This is a genomic window from Anoxybacillus suryakundensis (assembly GCF_001418025.1).
Lineage (GTDB): Bacteria > Bacillota > Bacilli > Bacillales > Anoxybacillaceae > Anoxybacillus > Anoxybacillus tengchongensis.
In genome coordinates this window covers 33,519-57,510 of record NZ_LIOK01000002.1, presented here as the reverse complement: position 1 = coordinate 57,510, position 23,992 = coordinate 33,519, and the positions used below count along the sequence as shown (strand labels likewise).

The 23,992-nt window shown below is 41.5% G+C and carries 28 protein-coding genes; 22 read left to right on the top strand and 6 right to left on the bottom strand.

Translation table 11 applies throughout. From position 1 onward, the window contains the following. Window positions 1-47: 47 nt before the first annotated feature. The 9 genes from fadH (at window position 48) to ASC42_RS01495 (ending at window position 6,320) form a co-directional block, all read left to right on the top strand. The gene (gene fadH / locus ASC42_RS01535) at window positions 48-803 is read left to right on the top strand and encodes a 2,4-dienoyl-CoA reductase (RefSeq protein ID WP_055440245.1); all 756 of its coding nucleotides are present in this window, start codon (window positions 48-50) and stop codon (window positions 801-803) included. A 97-nt stretch (window positions 804-900) separates the two neighbouring features. After that, window positions 901-2,109 carry an EAL domain-containing protein gene (locus ASC42_RS01530; RefSeq protein WP_055440244.1) on the top strand — a complete coding sequence of 403 codons (1,209 nt, stop codon included), beginning with the start codon at window positions 901-903 and terminating at the stop codon, window positions 2,107-2,109. Window positions 2,110-2,151: 42 nt separating this feature from the next. Continuing rightward, entirely contained in the window at window positions 2,152-2,385 is a 234-nt protein-coding gene (locus tag ASC42_RS01525; RefSeq protein ID WP_183247273.1) for a hypothetical protein, read from the top strand. Between the two features lie 99 nt (window positions 2,386-2,484). After that, window positions 2,485-2,724 (top strand): YkuJ family protein, encoded by a 240-nt coding sequence (locus ASC42_RS01520; protein WP_003396622.1) that lies wholly within the window; start codon window positions 2,485-2,487, stop codon window positions 2,722-2,724. A 107-nt stretch (window positions 2,725-2,831) separates the two neighbouring features. After that, window positions 2,832-3,251, top strand: coding sequence for a cyclic-di-AMP-binding protein CbpB (gene cbpB, locus ASC42_RS01515; protein WP_209424211.1), 420 nt, complete (start codon window positions 2,832-2,834; stop codon window positions 3,249-3,251). 62 nt (window positions 3,252-3,313) lie between these two features. Beyond that, window positions 3,314-4,021 (top strand): 2,3,4,5-tetrahydropyridine-2,6-dicarboxylate N-acetyltransferase, encoded by a 708-nt coding sequence (gene dapD / locus ASC42_RS01510; RefSeq protein WP_055440241.1) that lies wholly within the window; start codon window positions 3,314-3,316, stop codon window positions 4,019-4,021. A gap of 42 nt (window positions 4,022-4,063) precedes the next feature. Then, window positions 4,064-5,200: an N-acetyldiaminopimelate deacetylase gene (locus ASC42_RS01505; RefSeq protein ID WP_055440240.1), complete on the top strand. Its 1,137-nt coding sequence runs from the start codon at window positions 4,064-4,066 to the stop codon at window positions 5,198-5,200. Then, complete coding sequence (locus tag ASC42_RS01500) at window positions 5,197-5,658, top strand: TlpA family protein disulfide reductase (RefSeq protein WP_055440239.1); 462 nt, start codon at window positions 5,197-5,199, stop codon at window positions 5,656-5,658. The genes ASC42_RS01505 and ASC42_RS01500 overlap by 4 nt, the downstream gene beginning before the upstream one ends. After that, window positions 5,655-6,320, top strand: coding sequence for a potassium channel family protein (locus ASC42_RS01495; RefSeq protein ID WP_055440238.1), 666 nt, complete (start codon window positions 5,655-5,657; stop codon window positions 6,318-6,320). Before ASC42_RS01500 ends, ASC42_RS01495 begins: the two co-directional genes overlap by 4 nt. A 108-nt stretch (window positions 6,321-6,428) precedes the next feature. Here the strand turns inward: ASC42_RS01495 and ASC42_RS01490 are convergent, their stop codons facing one another. From ASC42_RS01490 to ASC42_RS01480, 3 genes are all read right to left on the bottom strand, one after another. Then, window positions 6,429-6,974: a hypothetical protein gene (locus tag ASC42_RS01490; protein WP_245191128.1), complete on the bottom strand. Its 546-nt coding sequence runs from the start codon at window positions 6,972-6,974 to the stop codon at window positions 6,429-6,431. A 310-nt stretch (window positions 6,975-7,284) separates the two neighbouring features. Next, a complete protein-coding gene (gene rnjA, locus ASC42_RS01485) occupies window positions 7,285-8,952 on the bottom strand; it encodes a ribonuclease J1 (protein WP_055440237.1) in 1,668 nt (555 codons plus the stop codon). Further along, complete coding sequence (locus ASC42_RS01480; protein ID WP_055440236.1) at window positions 8,949-9,164, bottom strand: DNA-dependent RNA polymerase subunit epsilon; 216 nt, start codon at window positions 9,162-9,164, stop codon at window positions 8,949-8,951. The genes rnjA and ASC42_RS01480 overlap by 4 nt, the downstream gene beginning before the upstream one ends. 428 nt (window positions 9,165-9,592) lie before the next feature. On the opposite strand from ASC42_RS01480, the gene ASC42_RS01470 reads away from it, so the two are divergent. Continuing rightward, window positions 9,593-10,369 carry a Cof-type HAD-IIB family hydrolase gene (locus ASC42_RS01470; RefSeq protein WP_055440234.1) on the top strand — a complete coding sequence of 259 codons (777 nt, stop codon included), beginning with the start codon at window positions 9,593-9,595 and terminating at the stop codon, window positions 10,367-10,369. A 29-nt stretch (window positions 10,370-10,398) separates the two neighbouring features. On the opposite strand, the gene def is transcribed toward ASC42_RS01470, so the two are convergent. Then, window positions 10,399-10,953 carry a peptide deformylase gene (def, locus tag ASC42_RS01465; RefSeq protein WP_055440233.1) on the bottom strand — a complete coding sequence of 185 codons (555 nt, stop codon included), beginning with the start codon at window positions 10,951-10,953 and terminating at the stop codon, window positions 10,399-10,401. A gap of 383 nt (window positions 10,954-11,336) precedes the next feature. Here def and pdhA point away from each other — a divergent pair, with 383 nt between their 5' ends. The 5 genes from pdhA to ASC42_RS01440 all read left to right on the top strand — a co-directional run bounded on the left by pdhA (window position 11,337) and on the right by ASC42_RS01440 (window position 16,495). Continuing rightward, window positions 11,337-12,443, top strand: a complete 1,107-nt coding sequence (gene pdhA, locus ASC42_RS01460) for a pyruvate dehydrogenase (acetyl-transferring) E1 component subunit alpha (protein WP_141653478.1) — start codon at window positions 11,337-11,339, stop codon at window positions 12,441-12,443. Between the two features lie 3 nt (window positions 12,444-12,446). Next, window positions 12,447-13,424: an alpha-ketoacid dehydrogenase subunit beta gene (locus ASC42_RS01455; protein ID WP_055440231.1), complete on the top strand. Its 978-nt coding sequence runs from the start codon at window positions 12,447-12,449 to the stop codon at window positions 13,422-13,424. 49 nt (window positions 13,425-13,473) lie between these two features. Beyond that, window positions 13,474-14,763, top strand: a complete 1,290-nt coding sequence (locus ASC42_RS01450) for a dihydrolipoamide acetyltransferase family protein (protein ID WP_055440230.1) — start codon at window positions 13,474-13,476, stop codon at window positions 14,761-14,763. A 4-nt stretch (window positions 14,764-14,767) separates the two neighbouring features. After that, window positions 14,768-16,180 carry a dihydrolipoyl dehydrogenase gene (gene lpdA / locus ASC42_RS01445; protein WP_055440229.1) on the top strand — a complete coding sequence of 471 codons (1,413 nt, stop codon included), beginning with the start codon at window positions 14,768-14,770 and terminating at the stop codon, window positions 16,178-16,180. A 78-nt stretch (window positions 16,181-16,258) separates the two neighbouring features. Next, a complete protein-coding gene (locus ASC42_RS01440; RefSeq protein ID WP_055440228.1) occupies window positions 16,259-16,495 on the top strand; it encodes a hypothetical protein in 237 nt (78 codons plus the stop codon). On the opposite strand, the gene ASC42_RS01435 is transcribed toward ASC42_RS01440, so the two are convergent. Next, window positions 16,483-16,863 (bottom strand): DUF1885 family protein, encoded by a 381-nt coding sequence (locus ASC42_RS01435; RefSeq protein ID WP_055440227.1) that lies wholly within the window; start codon window positions 16,861-16,863, stop codon window positions 16,483-16,485. The genes ASC42_RS01440 and ASC42_RS01435 overlap by 13 nt on opposite strands. A gap of 130 nt (window positions 16,864-16,993) precedes the next feature. Between ASC42_RS01435 and ASC42_RS01430 the strand changes: the two genes are divergently transcribed. Continuing rightward, a complete protein-coding gene (locus ASC42_RS01430; protein WP_055440226.1) occupies window positions 16,994-17,287 on the top strand; it encodes a DUF3055 domain-containing protein in 294 nt (97 codons plus the stop codon). 132 nt (window positions 17,288-17,419) lie between these two features. Further along, entirely contained in the window at window positions 17,420-17,533 is a 114-nt protein-coding gene (locus ASC42_RS01425; RefSeq protein ID WP_019417972.1) for a GapA-binding peptide SR1P, read from the top strand. Between the two features lie 117 nt (window positions 17,534-17,650). On the opposite strand, the gene ASC42_RS01420 is transcribed toward ASC42_RS01425, so the two are convergent. Then, on the bottom strand, window positions 17,651-19,117 hold the full coding sequence (locus ASC42_RS01420; protein WP_055440225.1) for an aminotransferase class I/II-fold pyridoxal phosphate-dependent enzyme: 1,467 nt from the start codon (window positions 19,115-19,117) through the stop codon (window positions 17,651-17,653). Between the two features lie 349 nt (window positions 19,118-19,466). Between ASC42_RS01420 and ASC42_RS01415 the strand changes: the two genes are divergently transcribed. The 5 genes from ASC42_RS01415 to ASC42_RS01395 all read left to right on the top strand — a co-directional run bounded on the left by ASC42_RS01415 (window position 19,467) and on the right by ASC42_RS01395 (window position 23,986). Continuing rightward, the gene (locus tag ASC42_RS01415) at window positions 19,467-19,847 is read left to right on the top strand and encodes a hypothetical protein (protein ID WP_055440224.1); all 381 of its coding nucleotides are present in this window, start codon (window positions 19,467-19,469) and stop codon (window positions 19,845-19,847) included. A gap of 79 nt (window positions 19,848-19,926) precedes the next feature. Further along, window positions 19,927-20,712 (top strand): ABC transporter permease, encoded by a 786-nt coding sequence (locus tag ASC42_RS01410; RefSeq protein ID WP_055440223.1) that lies wholly within the window; start codon window positions 19,927-19,929, stop codon window positions 20,710-20,712. 2 nt (window positions 20,713-20,714) lie between these two features. Next, window positions 20,715-22,232 (top strand): hypothetical protein, encoded by a 1,518-nt coding sequence (locus tag ASC42_RS01405; RefSeq protein WP_055440222.1) that lies wholly within the window; start codon window positions 20,715-20,717, stop codon window positions 22,230-22,232. Between the two features lie 27 nt (window positions 22,233-22,259). After that, entirely contained in the window at window positions 22,260-22,910 is a 651-nt protein-coding gene (locus ASC42_RS01400) for an ABC transporter ATP-binding protein (protein WP_032101584.1), read from the top strand. 116 nt (window positions 22,911-23,026) lie between these two features. Continuing rightward, a complete protein-coding gene (locus tag ASC42_RS01395) occupies window positions 23,027-23,986 on the top strand; it encodes an NAD(P)H-dependent flavin oxidoreductase (RefSeq protein WP_055440221.1) in 960 nt (319 codons plus the stop codon). The last annotated feature ends 6 nt before the right edge of the window (window positions 23,987-23,992 follow it).

The window sequence follows — 23,992 nt, the reverse complement described above, 5'->3', positions numbered from 1 at the left end:
AGTACAATAAAAATGAATGAATAACCATTCATAAAGGGGATGAGGAAATGAACGGAAAAGTCATTATTGTGACAGGCGGTTCAAGCGGTATGGGGAAATATATGGCGAAGCAGTTCGCGGAACAAGGGGCGCATGTCGTCATTACAGGAAGGCGAAAAGAAGCGCTTGAAGAAGCAGCGAACGAAATTGGCGGAAGCGTGTTGCCGATCGTTATGGACGTGCGCAAGCCAGAATTAGTCGCTGCGATGGTGAAAGAAACGGACGAACGTTTCGGGAAAATTGATGCGTTAATTAACAATGCTGCTGGCAATTTTATTTGTCCAGCGGAAAAGTTATCCATTAACGGCTGGAATAGCGTCATTGACATCGTCTTAAACGGCACGTTTTATTGTAGCCGAGAAGTCGGAAACTATTGGATTGAGAAAGGGCAAAAAGGGTCAATCATTAATATTGTCGCTACATACGCTTGGGGAGCAGGGGCGGGCGTCATTCATTCCGCGTGCGCCAAAGCAGGCGTATTAACGATGACGCGTACGTTAGCGGTTGAATGGGGAAAAAAATACGGTTTTCGCGTGAACGCCATCGCCCCGGGACCCATTGAACGAACAGGCGGGGCAGAAAAGCTCATTTTATCAGAAGAAATGGAAAAGCGCGTAAAAGATAGCGTACCGCTCGGTCGCTTCGGGACGCCAGAGGAAATTGCCGGCGTCGCCTCATTTTTACTTTCTGATGCCGCTGCCTACATTAACGGCGAATGTATTACCGTTGACGGCGGTCAATGGCTCAATCAACATCCGTTTTAATGCGACGTTTCTTGACGTCGCTTTTTTTATTTGATGGTACGATGATGCGCATTTCTTATGATATAATGAGTGAAAAAACGGGGGAGGAGGCGTCGTTTTGGATGCGCTAGACATTTTAACACATATCGATCAAGTTGTTCCGTATTATCAACCGATTTTTAGCGCCGATGAGCAATGTATTGTTGGTTATGAAGTGCTTGGTCGCTTTCAACATGGCAATGAAGTCATCAGCCTCGGCCCATTTTTTCACGATGAAACGATTCCAGAAGAATTTCGCATGGAAGTCGACCATGCGGTGACGACGAAAGCGCTCGAACAGTTCGTAAATGAACAGCCTGCGTCACTCATTTTTATTAACCGCGATGCCAATGTGTTAATGATTGACCGCGGTGAATCATTTTTACAACTGCTTTTTCAATACAAGGAAAAAGGGTTGTCGCTCAATCAAGTCGTTCTTGAAATTACGGAACATCATTTTAAAGGCGACATTCAACAACTCGGGCACGTGCTCACATATTTGCGTACATACGGCATTCAAATTGCGGTCGATAACATCGGAAAAGAAAGTAGCAATTTAGATCGCATTCGTTTGTTAGCACCAGATTTATTAAAAATTGATTTGCATTCGTTGCGCACGTCAACTGTATCGTACGATGATGTACTGTATTCCATTTCGCTTTTAGCACGCAAAATTGGTGCGACACTTTTGTATGAAGATATCGAAAACGCCTTTCAGCTACAATATGCATGGCGAAACGGCGGAAGGTATTATCAAGGTTATTATTTGCACGAACCTTCGCCATCATTTCTTCCGAACGATTTATTAAAAGATCGATTGCGCGATCAATTTCATACGTTTATTCAACACGAAAAAAAGAAACTGCAAACGTTATACGATATTTCCGAACAATTTCAAGCGCGTGTATCAGATCTTGTTGCTAAACATAAAAAAGCATCATCATTTAATGAGCTCATTTCCGCCTTGGCGAAACAGTTAAGCGATTGTAGTTTTCGCATTTACGTATGCGATGAAGACGGTTTTCAACAGTCTGCGAACATGTTTAAAAAAGGAGATACGTGGGAATTACAGCCGCAATATGAAATGAAAAACTGGAGCTGGAGACCGTATTTTCTCGAAAATATCATTCGCATGCGCTCACGCAAACGCGGCATTTTATCTGATTTATATAGCGATATTGAAACAGGAGAAATGATTCGCACATACTCGTATCCGATTGACGAGCATCATTATTTATTTATTGATTTAACGTATGAGTATTTATTTGAACATAATGCTCATTTGTAATAAAACGTCGCTTGCGGTGGAAAAGTAAACATGAGGTGAGTGATGATGGATACATTTTCTTGGATGCTTTTGTTAATCGCAAGCGGGGTATTAGTCGGAGGGCTTATATATACTTATCAAGTTGGTAAGCGGCAAAAAACGCAAGGCGAATACGATACGAGCGTTGGCGAAAAGGTGGCTGCTCATCCGTATGTGCGCAATCCAGTTTTTATTGCATACATCGTGTTTGTTGCCCTTTTACTCGGTTATATTGCATACGTCGCGCTTCAAATGTAAGCCCGCTTTTGTGGGCTTTCGTTTTTGTTTACTTTTTCCGCGATTCTTGGTACAGTAGTGAATAGTCGTTGAAATACGTATCGGAAAGGAATGAACGTCATGTCGCAATTATTAGGCATTATTCAACGCTTAATTAGCTTACAAGAACAAAAAACAGGAACGAACGAAGCGCCGCAACGCAATTTTGAAGTGAACGGTGAAAAAAAATGTAGCGTCACATATTACGAAAAAACAAACACGTTCGTATTAGAAGTGTACGAAAAAGGAGAAAAGCCGAAATCGTATCAATTTGACAACATTGATATGATCGCCATCGAAATTTTTGATTTGTTGAATTAAGTCTTCACATGTGTGAAGGCTTTTTTGTTTTACTTCTCGCTTTTCCTGATTGAAATGAACGTGGTACAATGACAAATGGGGATTATATTGGGAAAGGCGGAATGACGATGCAACAACCACCGCTTATTGACTTGATGATTCCGTCCGATAAAGTGGCGCACGTGCAAGTGGGGAATCATTTAGAACACGCATTGTTAGTACTAACGCGCACAGGATATTCGGCTGTCCCTGTGTTAGATATGACGTATAAACTACAAGGGCTCATTAGTATGACGATGATTATGGATGCGATTTTAGGTATTGAGCGCATCGAATTTGAGCGACTAGAGACGATGAAAGTTGAACAAGTGATGCAGCGCAACATTCCGCGCTTACATGTGAACGATTCATTTTTAAAAGCGTTGAAGTTGCTCATTGATCATCCGTTCGTTTGCGTCGAAAACGATGCCGGCTACTTTGTGGGAATTATTACCCGTCGCGAAATATTAAAACGGTTTAACCGCTTGATGTACGAAAAGCGACAATAAGCTTGTCACTGCTTGTTTCATTTGTTAAAGTAAAAAAATAAAGCGATAAGGAGGAAATGACGATGATGATGGATGCGAATGAAATTATTTCATTTATTCAAAACAGTAAAAAGAAAACCCCTGTGAAAGTATACATAAAAGGAGATATCGCCGACATCGACTTTGGCCCGAGTGCGAAAACGTTTATTACCGGTCAAACAGGTGTCGTATTTGGCGAATGGGCGGACATTGAAGCTGCGATTGAAGCAAACAAACATAAAATTGAAGATTACGTTGTCGAAAACGACCGTCGCAATTCAGCCATCCCGCTTCTTGATTTAAAACATATAAAAGCGCGCATCGAGCCGGGAGCGATTATTCGCGATCAAGTGCAAATTGGCGACAACGCGGTCATTATGATGGGTGCTGTCATTAACATCGGTGCGGTTGTTGGTGAAGGTACGATGATTGATATGAACGCTGTGCTCGGTGGACGTGCGACAGTAGGGAAAAACTGCCACGTCGGTGCAGGAGCAGTTCTTGCCGGTGTCATTGAGCCACCGTCAGCGAAACCGGTCATCGTCGAAGACGACGTCATGATCGGAGCAAACGCAGTCATTTTAGAAGGCGTAACGGTTGGAAAAGGCGCGGTCGTTGCCGCTGGGGCAATTGTCACAGAAGATGTGCCGCCATATACGGTTGTCGCAGGTGTGCCAGCGCGCGTGATTAAACAAATCGATGAAAAAACGAAAGCAAAAGTAGAAATTAAGCAAGAACTTCGTCAACTATAAAGCGTGGATCGATTCCACGCTTTTTTCAAAAGGAGGATCGAAATGTTTGTAAACATTCGTCGCGATTTGCATCAAATTCCCGAACTCGGCTTTCAAGAGTTTAAAACACAACAATACATATTGAACTATATTGCAACGCTTCCGCAAGAACGAATGCAAATCAAAACGTGGAAAACAGGGATTTTCGTTCGTGTCCTCGGCACAGCGCCAACGAAAACGATCGGTTATCGCGCCGATATGGACGGATTGCCGATTGACGAACAAACGGACGTCCCGTTTCGTTCAACGCATGAAGGACGCATGCACGCTTGTGGGCACGATATGCATATGGCCATTGCACTCGGCGTCCTTACCTATGTTGTTCATCATCCAATTTGTGATGATATGCTGTTTATTTTTCAGCCAGCGGAGGAAGGGCCGGGTGGAGCGCTTCCGATGCTTGAAAGCGATGAAATGAAACAATGGATGCCCGACATGATCCTCGCTTTGCATATCGCTCCGCAATATCCGGTCGGAACGATTGCGACAAAAGAAGGGTTGTTGTTTGCGAATACGTCCGAGCTGTTTATTGATTTAATCGGCAAAGGTGGGCATGCCGCATTTCCGCACGAAACGAAAGATATGGTTGTTGCGGCAAGCGCCTTAATTATGCAACTGCAAACGATCGTCTCGCGCAACGTCAATCCGCTTGATAGCGCTGTTATTACAGTTGGCAAACTGACAAGCGGCACGGTACAAAATGTTATTGCACAACGCGCGCGGCTAGAAGGAACGATTCGTACGCTTTCACCTGAAGCGATGGAAAAAGTGAAAGGGCGCATCGAAGCAATCGTGCGCGGCATAGAATTGGCTTACGAATGCGAGGCGCATATCGATTATGGTTCGATGTATTATCAAGTGTACAACGACGAGACATTAACGAACGAATTTATGCAATTTGTTGAAAAAGAGACAAACGTCCGCCTCGTTCGTTGTCAAGAGGCAATGACAGGTGAAGATTTCGGTTACATGCTTGCGCGCATTCCGGGCTTTATGTTTTGGCTCGGCGTGCAATCGCCGTTCGGTTTGCATCATGCGCAATTAAATCCGAACGAACAAGCCATCGATGTCGCCATCCAACTACTCACCCGTTACGTCACTTGGAAAGGAAATCATCATGTAAAGGAAGAAGAACAATGAAATTACGAGAACAAATGCCATCATTAGACGGAGCAACAGTTATACTAAACGGAAACGTCACTCGCGAACAGCTCATCGGTAAACCGACGCTCGTTCATTTTTGGGCGGTGAGTTGCCATCTTTGTAAAGACGGAATGAAACAAGTCAACGCTTTTCGCGATCGCTATAAAGATGAATTACACGTCATTTCGATTCATATGCCACGGCGCGATGGCGATGAAAACGTAGAAGTCGTCAAACAGCTAGCTGAGCAATACGGCATGACCCATCCGATTTTCATTGACAACGACCATCGTTTAAAAGAGGCGTTTGATAATCGCTGCGTGCCAACGTATTATATATTTGATGCAGATGGTAAGCTTCGTCATTACCAAGCAGGTAGTGGCGGTGTCAATATGCTAGAAAAACGGCTTTTGCGTGTGCTTGAAGAAAACCGAACAAGAGGGGATATTGAATGAAAAAGAAGGAGTTTGCTGTCATCGGCCTCGGACGATTTGGCGGGAGCGTATGTCGTACGTTAAGCGAACAAGGCATGGAAGTGCTTGCGATTGATATGAACGAAGATAAAGTGAACGAATACGCGTCCATTGCCTCGCAAGCGGTCGTTGCTGATTCAACCGATGAGAACGTTCTAAAAAGCTTAGGCATTCGCAACTTTGACCACGTCATCGTCGCCATCGGTGACAACATTCAAGCGAGCATTTTAACAACGCTAATTTTAAAAGAGCTTGGCGTTGAAAAAATTACAGTGAAAGCAACGAACGATTATCACGAAAAAGTATTGAAAAAAATTGGAGCAGATCATATTGTTCACCCAGAACGAGATATGGGTGAACGAATTGCTAACAATATGATTTCAAACAACGTACTCGACTATTTAGAACTATCTGATCGCCATAGCATCGTTGAAATTGTCGCGAACGAACAGCTTCATGGCCATTCGCTTCTCGAGTTAGACATTCGCGCGAAATACGGGATTAACATTGTCGCGATTAAACGAAACAACGACATTATCGTCTCACCGCTTGCATCAGAAATGATTTACGAAGGTGACATTTTAATTGTCATCGGTGCCGATCAAGACATCGATCGCTTTGAAAGCGAAGTCGTCGGAGGATAAAAAAGAAGGTGTCCGAACGGGCACCTTCTTTTCAACAGTCTGAAAGACAGAGTATATCTCCGTCTTTTTCACGAGGTATAGTTATTTATGAAATTTACATTTGTCATTTCAAGGATTCTTTACTTTTTTCTCTTCTAAATATTTTAATTGGATTTCAAACACTTTTTCTCTTGGTACGTAATGAATGATTCCTTGTTTCAAAAGTGCATCCACTTTTTTCATTATTTCTCTCTGAATCTTTGTATTTTTAATTTCAAAAGGAACATCATTTAAAGTATATGGTTGTCCAATGAATTGTTTATGAATAATATACATATTTTGTATCAATAAATAACTATCGTAACGATTTATTTTAATGGGGTGTATAAAATCTGGTCTTTTCATCGATAATGATTTGATCTTTTCGTTTTTATCATCATCTTTTGTGATAGGAATACAAAAAAGCCCATCAGGGAATTCTTCTTTTTCAATGACTAAAATTAACATAGGCCTTTTCTTTTTTATAGGTACTTTATATTGTGACCAGTCGGTAATCGAAAAAAATTCTTCCTTGATAAAATAAATTTTAAAATGTTCAGACATCTCTTCATACTCCAATCCAAAAAAAGAAGCGGATACCCCGCTTCTTTGTTGAAAAGTTTTCGAGTCCGCCATTTGTTAGTCGCCTGCGGATGGGCGACAAGTTTTTAAATCATTTGTCTGGCCTTTTGTCACCGCCATTTTTAACGGTGGCGAAAAGCCAATCGTAGGTAACTAAAACACCCTACACCTGTATTTTCATTATATTCAACGGAATTTATTCTGTCAATGAACATATTTGACAAGATCCTTATTGTACCAAGGCACGAACCCGTCTTTTTTCTCCCACAAATATTTGACTTATAAGAATGAAATATTTGAAGGTAAAGGAGAAAATGTATTTCAACGTTTTAAAAAGAAGGTGTCCAAACGGGCACCTTCTTGTTTATACTTCCATAATAATCGGTAAAATCATCGGTTTTCGCTTCGTTTTTTCGTATAAAAACGGTGCGAGTGTATCAGTAATTTCCGTTTTAATGTCCGACCATTGATTTGTTCCTTGTTCAAGCAGCTGTTGTAAATGTTTGGCGATTAGTTGTTGCGCATCGCTAATTAAATTGCCTGATTCACGCATGTAGACGAATCCGCGTGAAATAATGTCTGGACCCGCAGCAATTTTCATTTCTTTCATATTGATGCTCACAACGACAATGACTAGTCCTTCTTCTGACAAAATGCGGCGGTCGCGCAAAACGATGTTGCCGATATCGCCAATGCCGCTTCCGTCAATATACACCGAGCCAGACGGAATTTTGCCGACAATGCTTGCTCCTTCTTCACTAATGCCAAGCACCTCTCCGTTGTCCATAATAAAGCAATTTTCTTCTGGCACACCGCAATCAACCGCAAGTTTCACATGCATTTTTTGCATGCGATATTCCCCGTGAATCGGCATAAAATATTTCGGTTTCATTAAGCGAATCATCAACTTTTGTTCTTCTTGTCCGCCGTGACCAGACGTATGAATGTCGCTAAGCGGTCCGTGAATGACTTCCGCTCCTGCGCGCGCCAACATGTTAATGATGCGGTTGACGCTTACTGTATTGCCCGGAATTGGTGAAGATGAAAAGACGACTGTATCGCCCGGCATAATTTGAATTTGGCGATGAGACCCGTTAGCGATGCGCGATAACGCTGCCATCGGCTCCCCTTGGCTTCCGGTGCAAAGAATCGTGACGCGATGAGCAGGAAGGCGATTAATTTGCGCGGCATCAACGAACGTATCTTTTGGACATTTAATGTAGCCAAGCTGTTGACCAATTTCAATGGCTGCTTCCATGCTTCGTCCGAATACCGCAATTTTTCGATTGTTTAATACGGCCGCTTCTGTGACTTGTTGTAAGCGGTGAATGTTGGAAGCGAACGTTGCGAAAATAATGCGCCCTTGCACTTTTCGGAAAATGTCATGAATGCTTTCGCCGACGCGCCGTTCTGACATTGTAAAATGTGGAATTTCGCTATTTGTACTATCGGACAATAAACAAAGAACGCCTTCTTTTCCGATTTCGGCCATTTTCGTTAAATTCGCTGGTTCGCCAACAGGCGTAAAGTCGAATTTAAAATCGCCCGTATGCACAATTTGACCGACTGGCGTTTTGACAACGATCCCGTAGCTATCCGGAATGCTATGGGTTGTGCGGAAAAAGGTGACCGATGTTTTTCCGAACGAAATGACATCATCTTCTTTAATTTCAATAAGTTTCGTTTGACGAAGCAATCCGTGCTCTTCTAGCTTGTTGCGAATGAGTCCGAGCGCCAGCTTCCCGCCATAAATCGGCACGTTCACTTGGCGAAGCAAATACGGGATACCGCCAATATGGTCTTCATGTCCGTGTGTAATAAATAGTCCTTTAATGTTTTCTGCATGTTTTACTAAATAGCTATAATCAGGAATGACGTAATCAATTCCGAGCAATTCATCTTCCGGAAACTTAATGCCGGCATCAATGACGATGATTTCATCTTCATACTGTACGCCATATGTATTTTTTCCGATTTCGCCTAGACCGCCGAGAGCGAAAACACCAACTTGTTTATTTTTTAAAATGTTCATTGTTCAATCTCCAATACGTGAAAATCAGGGTTTTGTTGCTCGTACACTAAATGCGCACCTTCAAGTGGCTGAATGTATTCGATATTGATATGACGGTCTTGTAATTTTCGGCGCACATCTCGCTCGCTTTCCGCTTCAATATAAAGCGTCTTCGTTTTTTCCCTTACCGGCACTTCATTCATTGTATCTTGGTAAAACACTTTAAAAATCAACGTTCATCTCTCCTTGTGTGTCATATTGCTTTTTTATTATGTTCCCTTTTAAAAAGTAAAGCGATGTGTAGCTCCGGACGCTTTCCGCTTTTCTTATTATATATAAAAAGTGGGGAATAGGAAACAAAATTGAAAAGAAGCCCTTCGATCGAAGGGCTCGTACAACTATGCAATGGATTTTCTGCGCAAAAGTTCTTTCCATTGTTTGAGCAGCTTGCGTTTCAACTTTTTCAACATGACGCATCACTCCTCACTTTTATTGTATCCGATTTTGTCGGAAAGTAAATGTGTTCTCTTATTATTTATTATAAGAAGATGATCGACAAATTTTGCATGGGAAAATATACATGGTTCTAACCATTTCATTGACAATATTGCGTAATTTCGTTACGGTAGGTTTGTGAACTTTTACACGAGGAGCGAGAAACATGGAGAGAAAAATCGTCTTTTTTGATATTGACGGAACGTTACTAGACCATGATAAACAGTTGCCACCATCGACATATGAGGCGGTGCAAGCGTTAAAAAAACAAGGAGTATATGTAGCGATTGCAACCGGGAGAGCGCCATTTATGTTTGAATGGTTGCGAAAAGAACTCGACATTCAATCGTTTGTTAGCTTTAACGGACAATATGTCATTTTTGAAGGGGAAGTGATTTACAATCAACCGCTTGATCGCGAACAGCTTCGTTCATTAAAGCAAATGGCGCACAATCACGACCATCCGCTTATTTTTATGGACGCGGATACGATGCGCGCAAGTGTTGCGGATCATCCGTACATTCACGAGAGCATGGGAAGTTTAAAATTTACCCATCCACCGCACGATGAAACGTATGACGAACGAAACGACATTTATCAAGCGCTTTTGTTTTGTAAGCCGGAAGAAGAACAGCCGTATATTACATCGTTTCCGACGTTTCATTTCGTTCGTTGGCATGCGGTTTCAACCGATGTATTGCCGTATGGCGGATCGAAAGCAGAAGGAATTAAAAAAATGATTGCCGAACTAGGCATTCCGCGAGAAAACGTCTATGCGTTCGGCGATGGATTAAACGATACGGAAATGTTACGTTTTGTCGGCACAGGCGTAGCGATGGGAAATGGGCATGAAGAAGCAAAAAAAGTGGCTGATTTCATCACAAAGCCGGTCGATGAAGATGGTATTTTATTCGGACTACGTCACCTTGGCTTAGTAAAATAAAAGGGCTCCCATGGCTGAGCCCTTTTATTTTACCGTTCAATCGGAATAGCACCAGCTGGCACGTCGTACGGATGTTGTTTATTAATATGGTCATAAAACATAATGCCGTTTAAATGGTCAATTTCATGTTGAAATACGATGGCAGGCAATCCTTTTAAGCGCAGCTTCACCGTTTCGCCTCCGAGCGTCGTTCCTGTAACGGTAATACGCATATAGCGCGGTACGTAACCAGGAATCGCTTCATCTACAGACAAACAACCTTCTCCGCTCGTTAAATAGCACATCTCGACTGAATGACTGACGATTTTTGGATTAAATAGCGCATAGCTATGTAACGTTCCTTTCTCATCCGTCACGTGCACAGCAATCATCCGTTTGGAAACGTTAATTTGTGGTGCGGCTAAGCCGATGCCCGGACGAAGCCCATATTTTTTCGCTACATCGGGATGTTGGCTCATTTTCACATACTCCAATAAACTCGCTAAAATGCGACGATCTTCTTCAGAAGGGGGAAGTGGCACTTCTTCAGCTACTTTTCGCAACGTCGGATGGCCATCTTTAATAATATCTTTCATCGTAATCACGTACCTTCACTCCTTATTCGCAAAGTAGACTACGTTTTATTATGGGGCATCATATGCAAAAGTGCAATCTGCTTACGAACATACATATTCACATTGTAAAACAGAAATAATACAGTTAGATAAAAAATAGTATAACAGATTAATAACACAGTTAAAATTTTCTAAATTTCATTTTTATATAGAAGGTGATAAGCAAACTAATTGACGAGCGTTGTCGAACGGTGTAAACTTAAAGTTGTAAAAAAACAGTTGTATTAATCAAAATGGCTTTGTTCATTAATACAGCTTTTCATACACAAAACGTTGTAAAAACGAATCGTTTTTGGGCAAATTAAAAGGAGCATCATTTTATGCGTTGAAAAAGAAAGGATGAGGTGAACAACATGGGTAAAAAGCCCCTATTTGATGTGAAAAAGCAACTTGAAAAAGTCGCTGAGCAGTTCCCGACGTTTCAAATTTTAAACGAAGAAGGCGAAGTCGTAAACGAAGCGGCGATGCCAGATTTAACAGATGAGCAATTAAAAGAGCTCATGCGCCGCATGGTATATACGCGCGTGCTTGACCAACGTTGCATTTCGTTAAACCGTCAAGGACGTCTCGGCTTTTATGCGCCAACAGCAGGACAAGAAGCGAGCCAATTAGCGAGCCATTTTGCGTTAGAAAAAGAGGATTTCATTTTACCGGGCTATCGTGATGTTCCACAAATGATTTGGCATGGTTTACCACTTTACCAAGCATTTTTATTTTCACGTGGTCATTTCCATGGAAACCAAATTCCTGAAGATGTAAACGTGTTGCCACCACAAATTATTATCGGTGCCCAAATTATTCAAACAGCCGGCGTTGCGCTTGGTATGAAAAAACGTGGCAAAAAAGCAGTTGCAGTTACATATACAGGTGACGGCGGTGCATCGCAAGGGGACTTCTACGAAGGAATAAACTTCGCAGGCGCATTTAAAGCACCAGCGATCTTTATCGTTCAAAACAACCGCTTTGCGATTTCAACGCCAGTCGAAAAGCAATCGGCAGCAAAAACAATCGCACAAAAAGCAGTTGCAGCCGGTATTCCGGGCATTCAAGTAGACGGAATGGACCCGCTTGCTGTGTACGTTGCGGTGCGTGACGCTCGTGAGCGTGCGATTAACGGCGAAGGCCCAACGCTCATTGAAACGCTTTGCTTCCGTTACGGTCCACATACGATGGCAGGAGACGACCCAACACGTTATCGTTCGAAAGAGCTTGAAAACGAATGGGAGAAAAAAGATCCGCTCGTTCGCTTCCGTAAGTTTTTAGAAAACAAAGGATTATGGAGCGAAGAAGAAGAAAATCGCGTCATCGAACAAGCAAAAGAAGATATTAAAGAAGCGATTAAGAAAGCGGACGAAACACCAAAACAAAAAGTAACCGACTTAATGTCGATCATGTACGAAGAAATGCCAGCGTTCTTAAAAGAACAATACGAAATCTACAAAGAAAAGGAGTCGAAATAAGCCATGGCGCAAATGACAATGATTCAAGCAATCACGGATGCGTTGCGCGTAGAAATGCGCAAAGACCCGAACGTTCTTGTGTTTGGTGAAGACGTCGGTGTAAACGGCGGGGTATTCCGTGCGACAGAAGGATTGCAAGCAGAGTTTGGCGAAGACCGCGTATTTGACACTCCGCTTGCAGAATCAGGAATTGGCGGCTTAGCGATCGGTTTAGCGTTAGAAGGATTCCGTCCTGTCCCTGAAATTCAATTTTTTGGATTCGTCTATGAAGTGATGGATTCCATTTCTGGTCAAATGGCGCGCATGCGCTATCGTTCTGGCGGTCGTTTCCATGCGCCAATTACTGTTCGTTCACCATTCGGTGGTGGCGTACATACGCCAGAATTGCATGCCGATAGCTTAGAAGGGCTTGTTGCACAACAACCTGGATTAAAAGTTGTCATTCCATCGACACCATACGATGCAAAAGGCTTGCTCATTTCAGCCATTCGTGACAACGATCCGGTCATTTTCTTAGAGCATATGAAATTGTACCGTTCGTTCCGTCAAGAAGTGCCAGAAGGTGAATATACAATTCCAATCGGCAAAGCGGACATTAAACGCGAAGGAACAGACGTATCGGTCATCACATACGGCGCAATGGTACATGAATCATTAAAAGCGGCAGCGGAACTTGAAAAAGAAGGCATTTCTGTCGAAGTCGTTGACTTGCGTACCGTTCAACCGTTAGACATTGAAACGATTATCGCATCCGTTGAAAAAACAGGTCGTGCGGTTGTTGTACAAGAAGCGCAAAAACAAGCAGGTATTGCCGCAAACGTCGTTGCAGAAATTAACGAACGTGCGATTCTTAGCCTTGAAGCGCCAGTATTGCGCGTCGCCGCGCCAGATACCGTATATCCGTTCTCACAAGCAGAGCCAGTATGGTTACCGAACTTTAAAGATGTGATCGAAACAGTGAAAAAAGTGATGACGTTTTAATGGAGGGGGCATGCCCCTCCACATTTAAGAAATAGGAGGTTGAGGTACAATGTCATTTGAATTTAAATTACCGGACATCGGTGAAGGGATTCACGAAGGTGAAATTGTCAAATGGTTCGTCAAGCCGGGCGATGAAGTCAACGAAGATGATGTACTTTGCGAAGTGCAAAACGATAAAGCAGTCGTAGAAATTCCATCTCCAGTGAAAGGAAAAGTATTAGAAATTTTAGTGAGCGAAGGCACAGTCGCAACGGTTGGTCAAACGTTAATTAAGTTCGATGCGCCAGGATACGAAAACTTAAAATTTAAAGGCGATCATGGCGACGAGCCAAAAGTAGAAGAAAAGGCAGAAGAAAAGAAAGAAGAAGGAAAACAAGAGCCAGCACAAGCACAGCCGAAAAAACGTGTGATCGCGATGCCATCTGTGCGCAAATATGCGCGTGAAAAAGGTGTCGATATTCGCCTCGTGCAAGGAACAGGCAAAAACGGTCGCGTGTTAAAACAAGACATTGATGCATACTTAGCAGGCGGTGCAGCGCCACAAACAGAAGCGCCAAAACAAGCGGTCGAAGTCGTTGCGTCAGCACAAGAACAAAAAGCAGCACCAGCTCCACAACCAGTTGTTGTTGAAGGTGAGTTCCCAGAAACACGCGAAAAAATGAGCGGCATTCGCCGAGCGATCGCCAAAGCAATGGTGAACTCGAAACATACCGCACCACACGTCACATTAATGGACGAAGTCGATGTGACAAAACTTGTTGCACATCGTAAGAAATTTAAAGACGTGGCAGCGCAAAAAGGTATTAAGTTAACGTTCTTGCCATACGTCGTTAAAGCGTTAACGTCTGCACTTCGCGAATATCCAGCGCTCAATACATCAATTGACGATGCGACAGAAGAAATTATTCATAAACATTACTACAACATCGGAATCGCAGCCGATACGGATAAAGGATTGCTCGTTCCAGTTGTTAAACATGCAGACCGCAAATCGATTTTTGCGATCGCAAAAGAAATTAACGAACTTGCGACGAAAGCACGTGACGGCAAATTAATGCCAAATGAAATGAAAGGTGCGACATGCACAATCACAAACATCGGTTCAGCAGGCGGTCAATGGTTTACACCAGTTATTAACCATCCAGAAGTAGCGATTTTAGGTATCGGTCGCATTTCAGAAAAACCGATCGTGCGCGATGGTGAAATTGTCATCGCTCCGGTATTAGCGTTGTCATTAAGCTTCGACCACCGCATGATCGACGGTGCAACAGCACAAAACGCGTTAAATCATATTAAACGTTTATTAAACGATCCTGAATTATTATTAATGGAGGCGTAATGCGATGGTAGTAGGCGATTTCGCAATTGAAACAGAAACTCTCGTCGTCGGTGCAGGTCCTGGCGGTTACGTCGCAGCAATTCGCGCGGCGCAACTCGGTCAAAAAGTAACGATCGTTGAAAAAGGAAACCTTGGCGGTGTGTGCTTAAACGTCGGATGTATTCCATCAAAAGCGCTCATCTCTGCGGGTCATCGTTACGAAATTGCAACACATTCGCAAGATATGGGGATTTTTGCAGAAAACGTAAAAGTTGACTTTTCCAAAGTGCAAGAATGGAAAGCTGGCGTCGTCAAAAAATTAACGAGCGGCGTGGAAGGCTTATTAAAAGGAAATAAAGTAGAAATTGTGCGCGGAGAAGCGTATTTCGTTGATGAAAATACGGTTCGCGTCATGACAGAAAATAGCGCGCAAACGTACAAATTTAAAAACGCGATTATCGCAACAGGTTCTCGTCCAATCGAGTTGCCAACGTTTAAATTTTCAAAGCGCGTCCTTGACTCAACAGGCGCATTAAACTTGCCTGAAATTCCAAAATCGATGGTCGTCATCGGCGGCGGTTACATCGGTACAGAGTTAGGGACAGCATACGCAAACTTCGGAACGAAAATTACGATTTTAGAAGGCGCAGATGAAATTTTATCTGGCTTCGAAAAACAAATGAGCGCCGTCGTTCGTCGTCGCTTAAAGAAAAAAGGAGTAGACGTCTTTACAAACGCGCTTGCGAAAGGTGTTGAAGAGCGCGAAGACGGCGTCACAGTAACATTCGAAGTGAATGGCGAAACGAAAACAATTGATGCTGAATACGTGCTTGTCACAGTCGGTCGTCGTCCGAACACAGAAGAAATGGGACTTGAACAAATCGGCGTGAAAATGACAGAACGCGGCTTAATTGAAATCGACAAACAATGCCGCACAAGCGTGCCGAACATTTACGCAATCGGTGATGTTGTTGCGGGTCCACCGCTTGCACATAAAGCGTCATACGAAGGAAAAATTGCGGCAGAAGCGATCGCTGGTCATCCGTCTGAAATTGATTACTTAGCGATTCCAGCTGTCGTCTTCTCTGACCCTGAATGCGCATCGGTCGGTTACTTTGAAAAACAAGCGATCGAAGAAGGCATCGACGTCATTACAGCGAAGTTCCCGTTTGGCGCAAACGGCCGTGCCCTTGCATTAAACGAAGCAGACGGCTTCTTAAAACTCGTCTTAACGAAAGACGATGGCGTCATTATCGGCGCGCAAATCGTCGGTCCAAACGCATCAGATATGATTGCAGAACTTGGCTTAGCGATCGAAGCCGGCATGACAGCAGAAGATATTGCTATGACGATTCACGCGCATCCAACGCTCGGTGAAATTACAATGGAAGCGGCAGAAGTGGCACTTGGTAGCCCAATTCATATTATTAACAAATAAAAAGAGGATGGCTTAGCCGTCCTCTTTCTCATTATTTTTCCCTTGCGATCATATGATGTTTGTAAGGGGTGTGTGAACATGTATATCGTCTTTTTACTTCAATTACTTATTTGGAGCTTATTTTCTCTCGTTGAATGGAGATCTGCCCACGATCATTTTATTTTTAAAGCGTTGCTGTTTATGATGTTTATGTACGTTGCTTTTTTACTTGCGTTTTGGTTTCGTTTAACGAAAAGACAAGCATGTTGGACAACCTTATTGACGATCGCTATTTATTTTCTTTGCCGTCAACTTTTTTGGGCTTATCGTTTGTAATAATACATCACTCGTCCGTTAAATAAATGCAGTTTCCCCGCCATTTGTTTAGCAAAAAATTTACATAGTTCGTTCGCTTTTCCTTTATCGCCATGCGTCGCTCGTTTCGGCAATACAAACTCGACCGCGCGCTCATGAATGCGACATTCAATCATATGATAACGTGCATCTTTTCCAACTAAAACGATGCGATCTTCTTTTGTCACGATGTCATACGGGAAAGCAGATTGTGCATAGTCCCAAGCGAGCTGTTCACCCGTTTTTCGCGCGATGTCCCGAAACTGTTCAAGCAATTGTTTACATTGTTCTAACGTCACCGTCTCCCATGTGGATGCAGAAACAAGCTCAATAGTCGCTGTGTAAGCCATTATTTCGTTCACCTCATATATGTTGAAATCACTTTCATTGTATCACGTACATACGTAAAAAAACAAATAATTGCGAAAATATGAATGGTGCGATATAATAAAGTTTAATATACAAGAAGGAGGGAATAGGATGTTCGAAAAATTGTATGATGAGCATGAAAAAGTAAAAGTGAGGTTTGTCGGCTTTACGACAAAAGACGTCCGTTACGATTTTGGCATCGTTTATACGAATATGTTTTTTGGTAAACCGCTCGTCATCTGTATGCAAACAGGCCGCTCCGCTCTCCTCGATCCGAAAGACATCGAAGACCACGACTATTTACAACGAACGTTCCGCATTGACACGAAAGAACAAGCTGAAGATTTAGCGGAATTTTTCTCAGACATTTTACCAACGACACCTTATGCTGAACAATATGAGTAAGAGGCGTGAAATACGTCTCTTTTTTTGTTTAAATATGTCATACTAATTCCTATTGACAAAATAAATGTGACATATTATTATGAAATCAGTAAAACGTTTTCAAACATTCCAAAGGAAAAGGGGTTATCGGGGATGGGTACAATTGTATGCCAAACATGCAATGCCACAATCGATCATTTTGAAGATGAAAAAGTAACGGTATTGTACGGTCAATGTAGCGGATGCGATTGTGAAGACGAAGAATAATATATAGCGCGGAACAAACTTTGGGGGATGAGGAGACAATATAGAGGGAAGGGATCGGCATAGCCGGTCTCTTTTTATTGATGAAAAAAGCGGAACTCCATGCGAGCTCCGCTTTTTTCATTTTTGATGTTCTTTAATGACGCGCAACGTTTGTAACGTGTCGTCTTCTGGACCTTGGACAGGTAAACCGACTTCTATATTTTTGCGAATGTAGTTTAAATTTTCTTCCGTAATAATTTCCCCTGGAATGAAAATTGGAATGCCAGGTGGATATACCATGACAAACTCAGCGATAATGCGCCCTGCCGATTCGTCAAACGGCACGACTTCTGTTTCCGAATAAAACGCATCGCGCGGCGTAAGCGCAAGGACAGGAATGTCTGGTAAAAGCACTTTCGGTTTTTTTCCGACTTCCGCTTGATGGCGAAATTCGTTTGATAGACGACGAAGCGCCTCGACTAATACGCTCGTCTCCCGTTCTGTATCGCCCGGTGTAATAATACATAAAATGTTATATAAGTCAGACAACTCAACTTCAATGTTGTAATGTTCACGAAGCCATTTTTCGACTTCATAGCCTGTTAGTCCGAGCTCTTTGACGGAAATGATCAGCTTCGTTGGATCGTAATCGAATGTTGCTTCTGTACCGAGAATTTCTTTTCCGACGCAATATAAATAGTCGATGTCGTTAATTTGTTTGCGCGTTTCATTCGCCAGGCGAATCGCTTGTTCCGCAAGCTCATGCCCTTGCGTTGCAAGCCGTTTGCGCGCCACATCAAGCGAAGCAAGCAATAAGTAAGACGTCGATGTTGTCGTTAACATACTTAAAATCGCCTGCACTCGTTTCGGTGACACAAGCCCTTTTTTCACGTTTAAAATCGAGCTTTGCGTCATCGAACCGCCGAGTTTATGCACGCTCGTTGCAGCCATATCCGCACCTGCTTGCATCGCCGACAGCGGCAAATCTCCATGAAAGTGAATGTGCACGCCATGCGCCTCGTCAACAAGAACAGGAACGCCGTACGCGTGGGCAATGTCAACGATGCGCTTTAAGTCACCAGCAATGCCAAAGTACGTCGGGTTAATGACGAGCACTCCTTTGGCGTCTGGATGTTGTTTTAATGCCGCTTCTACTGCTTCTGGTGTAATGCCGTGTGAAATACCAAGCTCTTTATCAATTTCAGGATGAACGAAAATCGGTGTCGCTCCCGAAAAGACAATCGCCGCCATGACCGATTTATGCACGTTGCGTGGGACGATAATTTTATCGCCAGGGCCTGCGACAGACATAACCATTGTCATAATGGCGCCACTCGTTCCTTGCACGGAAAAAAACGTATAGTCCGCCCCGAACGCTTCCGCTGCTAACTGTTGGGCGCGTTTAATCATTCCTTTTGGCTGATGTAAATCATCAAGCGGACCGATATTAATTAAATCCATCGCTAACGCATTTTCCCCAATAAAAGAGCGAAACTGCTCGTCCATGCCTGCTCCTTTTTTATGACCAGGAATATGAAATTGAATCGGATTTTTCTTTATATGCTCTAACAGTCCGGTGAATAACGGTGTTTCATACTGTGACAATTTCGCTGTACACCTCTTTAACTTGGATTTACATAAAACAAAGTGAATTATAGCACTTCTTTATGCGTTTGCAAAGATGATTTTTTGGCGTTTCATAAAACTTCATGTAATGATTATTGCACATATGTGTTGATTGTATGACTGTAAATAATCAAATTTTCTGTATATATATACATCGTAATATTCGTACTCTTCATATACATCTAAAACGATAAACAGTTGTATAGGTGTTTTTAATTTGAATTTTTGGTTGAATAAACTAAAATATTCTATTAAATTCTTGCTAAAAAAAAAAAAAGTAATAATATAATAAGAATATACCAAAAATTCAAATAGGAGGTATTTTGACTTGAAACGAAAGTTGGTTTTATTTGGTCTGTCTGTAAGTTTGCTAGCTTTTGGTGGGGCAGTACAAGCAGGCGCTAGTTGGTCAGAATATAATACAACTGTTCCAAAATTTAATGGAAGTGGCTATACAGGTTATCAAACAAAAGCTTCGTCCGGAACGTATGGTGAATTAAATTCAGATGTGGTTGGTGGATCATATACCGTTGATGCTAGGATGCAGGCAACTTCTGGAACAGGTTCGTGGGTTAGAAGCATTACCGATAATGATTACCGTAATCTTCCTAATTCTGTTCCTAAAGGATTGAGTGCACGAGTTGAATTTAGCAATGATCTGACGACACCAGTAGATGTTCAAGTATCTGGAAGATGGAGAAGTAATTAAATTAAAAGTAAAGATCGTGATAGTTGGGCTTTAGCCTTTAACTATCACGTCTATTTTTCATAACAATGAGGTGAATAAGATGTTGCGTAACCAACCAGCCGTGGAGTTAAAAAGAGCTTTGACGAAAAAAAATATATTGCTCTGGTTCAGTATGGTTATTTTTTTGCCAGCTAGTCGGTTTTATATGATAAGTAAAGGATATCAGTTTTTCGAGCCGGTCGAAGTATTTCAAGAAACGATATCAGGGATTGTCCCGTTGCTTTTTCCTGCCATTGTAATTATAGTATATTTGCCCTCTTTTTTACAAGAGCAAAGAAACAAGTTTATTACATATACTCGTCCAAGAATTCCACTACGTACTTATATAGCTAGCAAGGGGCTAGTAAATGCTTTTTTTACTGGGGTTGTTACGTTTTTGCTTATCTTTATTCCATTTATTTTTATCGTTTATGTTGAGAAGCATCTAGGAATCATTAATTATAGTTCTCCAACTGAAAATGTGCGCATTCCTGCGGTCACTTTTTCGCAGTTTTTGCGGTATGGAGATCTCGCTTACGGTTTTATTTATTCGTTGTGGGTGGCTATAAACGGTGTAGTTTATAGCACGATTGCTTTTATTTTACTTTTAAATGTAAGCAATCCATTTATTGCTTTATCGATTCCGTTTCTTTTTTATCATATTTTGAATTTTGTTACGGGGATATTTCATGTGGCTATGTTCTCGCCACTTAGTACAATTTTCCCTTTTAATATTGAAGAACAACCTTTATGGACTATATTCGTTCCGTTTTTATTTTTAATCGCTTTTTTAGTCCTTGCGTTTGTGTTCACACTGAGAAACGATGAGAAAGAATGGATGATATAATCATGAAACGTTGGTCGTCTTTTATACGTGAAAGTATCGAACATATGATTAGCATCAAGTGGATCGTTGTAGGAATTGTTTTTTATTTTTATGGTGTGAGGCTAAAAAAAGAGATTGTTCAAGCTGCTTATGAACAAAAAGTCAGCTTTAACAATTGGGATATTACTTTGCGCTTACTAAGCGATGCATATCTTATTGTTTATTTTATTACTCCAGTTACCTTATTTTTTTTAATCAGATCGCTTTTTTTAGATTTTGATTATCAAGTGTTCATTCGTTTAGGATCATTTAAAAAATGGGTATACCGTTCTTTAAAGAATTTTTGGATAAACGTTTTTTCTTTACTATTTTTATGGTTTTTTATGGCTTTATTTATGGCAATTGGATTTTCTCATTCGTGGAATTGGAGCAATTTAAGTAAAGCAACGCATTTTACGAATACGCTTGAAGGACTTGTGAACTTCTTTAGCTACCCTGCATTCGCTTTTTTCGCACAGTTTGTTTTGTTATTGTTCACTTTTTCATTGCTGCATATCGTTTTTTCGATTATGTATGTGTTGACGAAAAATAAAGGCGTTATCATTTTTATGAGTGTATTGTTTTTCCTTTTCAACATTGTAGGATTTAAGTTATTCCCGACCGAACTTGCTTTTTTATTGCCTGTGACTTTTTTTTCGATTGCCAATGCATTAAATGCTTTTCATTCTTTAGAATCGGTTTATATTATCGTGATAGCTGTTCTTGTTTTCTGTATATGCTTGTTGCCGTTTTTAGATTTGAATAAAAGACCATACATACGGGCGATGAAATCGTATATACCTATTGTCTTTTATTTTTCTCTTTGCATAATGGGGATCAGCGTAACGGCTCAATCGCTAGTTCGCTCTTCGGATATAACCATTTTGGATGTTTTCGTTATGTCGTTTGCTGGAGTGAGTGCTGAACGTTTTGCATATATTCCTTTTTTCTTTTATGCAGTCGTATTTTTGGGTTTTACTTATTTATTACAACTGTTTTTTTTAAGTAATGAATTGGAACAACTGAGTTATTACAAAATTATTCGTTTTAGAAGTTTAAATAAATGGTTTTGGAGTTGGATGAAGAAGTTCATTGTTATAACGTTTTTCTTTTTAATGATATTGTTTGTTCTTTCACTTGCAGTCGCTGTTTGTTTTCAAACAAATATTGATGGATATGTGACGTTACTTTCAAAGCCGTTACATGAGATGATTTACCATTTTTTTATGAACGGTTTTTTACAAATCATGTTTTATATAAGTCTGATCTTTATTGTTTCTTGGATAAGTAAGGAATCCATATATGGGGTTGTGCTCATTAGCATATGTATGATTGTTATGTTGCCCCATATAAATGTAAACGGGATCATACCGATAGGCTTAAATAGTATGGTTTACTTGGTAGATTATTCTCCGTATTACTTAACGATGATTTTAATGATAGCGAATGTTATGTCGTTCTTTGTTATTCATCGCTTGCTCAAACAAAGCTTAAAAATATAAGCACATGAACAATAGGTGGTGTAAAAAATGGATATTATTTCTTTGAAAAATGTAAGTAAATCGTATAGAGGATTAACACTTTTTCAACATGTGAATTTAAATGTAGAAAAAGGAAAAATATATGGCATTGTAGGACCAAACGGTTCTGGTAAATCTGTTTTATTTAAAATGATATGTGGGTTTGTATTTCCAGATGAAGGCACAATTATTGTGAATGGAGTTGAGATAGGAAAAAGCAAACGATTCCCTGAAAATATTGGGATTATTATAGATCGTCCCGGTTATATCCCTAATAAAACAGGGTTTCAAAATTTAAAAGAGTTAGCAATGATTAGAGGGAAAATTAGCGATAATAAAATTTTTGAAACGATGGAAATGGTCGGACTTCAACCGACGGCGAAACAAAAAGTAAAGCATTATTCTTTAGGGATGAAGCAGAAATTAGCCATTGCTCAAGCAATTATGGAAGATCAGCAAATACTTATATTGGATGAGCCATTTAATGCGCTAGATGCAGAAAGTGTAAATAAAATCCGTAGGTTATTGTTAGCCTTTAAAAATGAAGGACGCACAATTTTATTAACAAGTCACAACCAAGAAGACATTGATATTTTGTGTGACTACGTTTTTCGTATCAATAACTATAAACTAGAACCTATTGTTTCTGTTAAAAGTTGAAAATCGTCCCCTCGCGATGAAGTGAGGGGAATTTTGTTGTTCGTTCAATCAAAAAGAGGAAAATAGATATGCGGAATAGAAACATGTTATCATTGCTATTAGGGGAGGAATAAAGGATGAACTGGAACACGAGAGTAACCGAGCTGTTAGGCATCCGTTATCCAATTATCCAAGGTGGATTGGCGTATTTGGCGTATGCTGATTTAGCGGCGGCGGTATCGAATGCTGGGGGGCTAGGGCAAATTACGGCAATGTCGCTTGAGACGCCAGATGAGTTGCGAGAAGAAATTAAAAAAGTGCGTGAAAAAACGAATAAACCGTTTGGGGTCAATTTTGCGATCGGACAACATGGACGTCCGTTTGCACATATGCTTGAAGTAGCAATTGAAGAAAACGTGCCGGTCATTTCGATGACGGGCGGAAATCCTGCCCCTATTTTTGAACAGTTAAAAGGCGTGCCGGTAAAAAAGCTTGTGCTCGTTGCGGCGGTACGCCAAGCCGTGAAAGCGGAGGAACTCGGCGCAGATGCGGTCATGGTCGTTGGGCAAGAAGGGGGCGGGCATCTTGGCAAACATGACATCGGGACGTTCGTATTAGTGCCGCGCGTCGTCGATTCCGTGTCGATTCCTGTCATCGCGTCAGGCGGCATTGGAGACGGGCGTGGGTTGATGGCTGCGCTTGCGCTTGGAGCGGAAGGCATTGAAATGGGCACGCGCTTTATTGCAACAAAAGAATGCATTCATGCGCACCCCGTATATAAGCAAATGCTTGTGGAACGCACAGAAAGCGACACGGTCGTCATTAAACGGTCGCTCGGTGCCCCTGCGCGCGCTTTGTTAAACGAATGGACGGAAAAAATTTTACAATTTGAACGAGAAGGAAAAGGGTATGAACAACTAAAAGAGTACATTAGCGGAAAAGCGAATAGGCGGTTTATTTACGACGGCTATACGGAAGAAGGATTTGCATGGGCGGGGCAAGTGATTGGACTGATTCATGACGTGCCGACAGTTGCTGAACTTTTTGCGCGCATGATCAACGAGGCGGAACAAATTCGCGCACGTTGGGCAAACTAAAACGAG

What these genes read in the sequence shown, in the direction of transcription:
- ASC42_RS01430 (WP_055440226.1), top strand. Translation starts at nt 16,994, where the DNA reads ATGTTCGAAAAATTGTATGATGAGCATGAAAAAGTAAAAGTGAGGTTT.
- ASC42_RS01425 (WP_019417972.1), top strand. Translation starts at nt 17,420, where the DNA reads ATGGGTACAATTGTATGCCAAACATGCAATGCCACAATCGATCATTTT.
- rnjA (WP_055440237.1), bottom strand. Translation starts at nt 8,952, where the DNA reads ATGAACATTTTAAAAAATAAACAAGTTGGTGTTTTCGCTCTCGGCGGT.
- ASC42_RS01500 (WP_055440239.1), top strand. Translation starts at nt 5,197, where the DNA reads ATGAAATTACGAGAACAAATGCCATCATTAGACGGAGCAACAGTTATA.
- ASC42_RS01405 (WP_055440222.1), top strand. Translation starts at nt 20,715, where the DNA reads ATGAAACGTTGGTCGTCTTTTATACGTGAAAGTATCGAACATATGATT.
- cbpB (WP_209424211.1), top strand. Translation starts at nt 2,832, where the DNA reads ATGCAACAACCACCGCTTATTGACTTGATGATTCCGTCCGATAAAGTG.
- ASC42_RS01495 (WP_055440238.1), top strand. Translation starts at nt 5,655, where the DNA reads ATGAAAAAGAAGGAGTTTGCTGTCATCGGCCTCGGACGATTTGGCGGG.
- pdhA (WP_141653478.1), top strand. Translation starts at nt 11,337, where the DNA reads ATGGGTAAAAAGCCCCTATTTGATGTGAAAAAGCAACTTGAAAAAGTC.
- dapD (WP_055440241.1), top strand. Translation starts at nt 3,314, where the DNA reads ATGATGATGGATGCGAATGAAATTATTTCATTTATTCAAAACAGTAAA.
- ASC42_RS01525 (WP_183247273.1), top strand. Translation starts at nt 2,152, where the DNA reads ATGATGGATACATTTTCTTGGATGCTTTTGTTAATCGCAAGCGGGGTA.
- fadH (WP_055440245.1), top strand. Translation starts at nt 48, where the DNA reads ATGAACGGAAAAGTCATTATTGTGACAGGCGGTTCAAGCGGTATGGGG.
- ASC42_RS01505 (WP_055440240.1), top strand. Translation starts at nt 4,064, where the DNA reads ATGTTTGTAAACATTCGTCGCGATTTGCATCAAATTCCCGAACTCGGC.
- ASC42_RS01440 (WP_055440228.1), top strand. Translation starts at nt 16,259, where the DNA reads ATGTATATCGTCTTTTTACTTCAATTACTTATTTGGAGCTTATTTTCT.
- ASC42_RS01490 (WP_245191128.1), bottom strand. Translation starts at nt 6,974, where the DNA reads ATGGCGGACTCGAAAACTTTTCAACAAAGAAGCGGGGTATCCGCTTCT.
- ASC42_RS01435 (WP_055440227.1), bottom strand. Translation starts at nt 16,863, where the DNA reads ATGGCTTACACAGCGACTATTGAGCTTGTTTCTGCATCCACATGGGAG.
- lpdA (WP_055440229.1), top strand. Translation starts at nt 14,768, where the DNA reads ATGGTAGTAGGCGATTTCGCAATTGAAACAGAAACTCTCGTCGTCGGT.
- ASC42_RS01400 (WP_032101584.1), top strand. Translation starts at nt 22,260, where the DNA reads ATGGATATTATTTCTTTGAAAAATGTAAGTAAATCGTATAGAGGATTA.
- ASC42_RS01410 (WP_055440223.1), top strand. Translation starts at nt 19,927, where the DNA reads ATGTTGCGTAACCAACCAGCCGTGGAGTTAAAAAGAGCTTTGACGAAA.
- ASC42_RS01470 (WP_055440234.1), top strand. Translation starts at nt 9,593, where the DNA reads ATGGAGAGAAAAATCGTCTTTTTTGATATTGACGGAACGTTACTAGAC.
- ASC42_RS01455 (WP_055440231.1), top strand. Translation starts at nt 12,447, where the DNA reads ATGGCGCAAATGACAATGATTCAAGCAATCACGGATGCGTTGCGCGTA.
- ASC42_RS01520 (WP_003396622.1), top strand. Translation starts at nt 2,485, where the DNA reads ATGTCGCAATTATTAGGCATTATTCAACGCTTAATTAGCTTACAAGAA.
- ASC42_RS01450 (WP_055440230.1), top strand. Translation starts at nt 13,474, where the DNA reads ATGTCATTTGAATTTAAATTACCGGACATCGGTGAAGGGATTCACGAA.
- ASC42_RS01395 (WP_055440221.1), top strand. Translation starts at nt 23,027, where the DNA reads ATGAACTGGAACACGAGAGTAACCGAGCTGTTAGGCATCCGTTATCCA.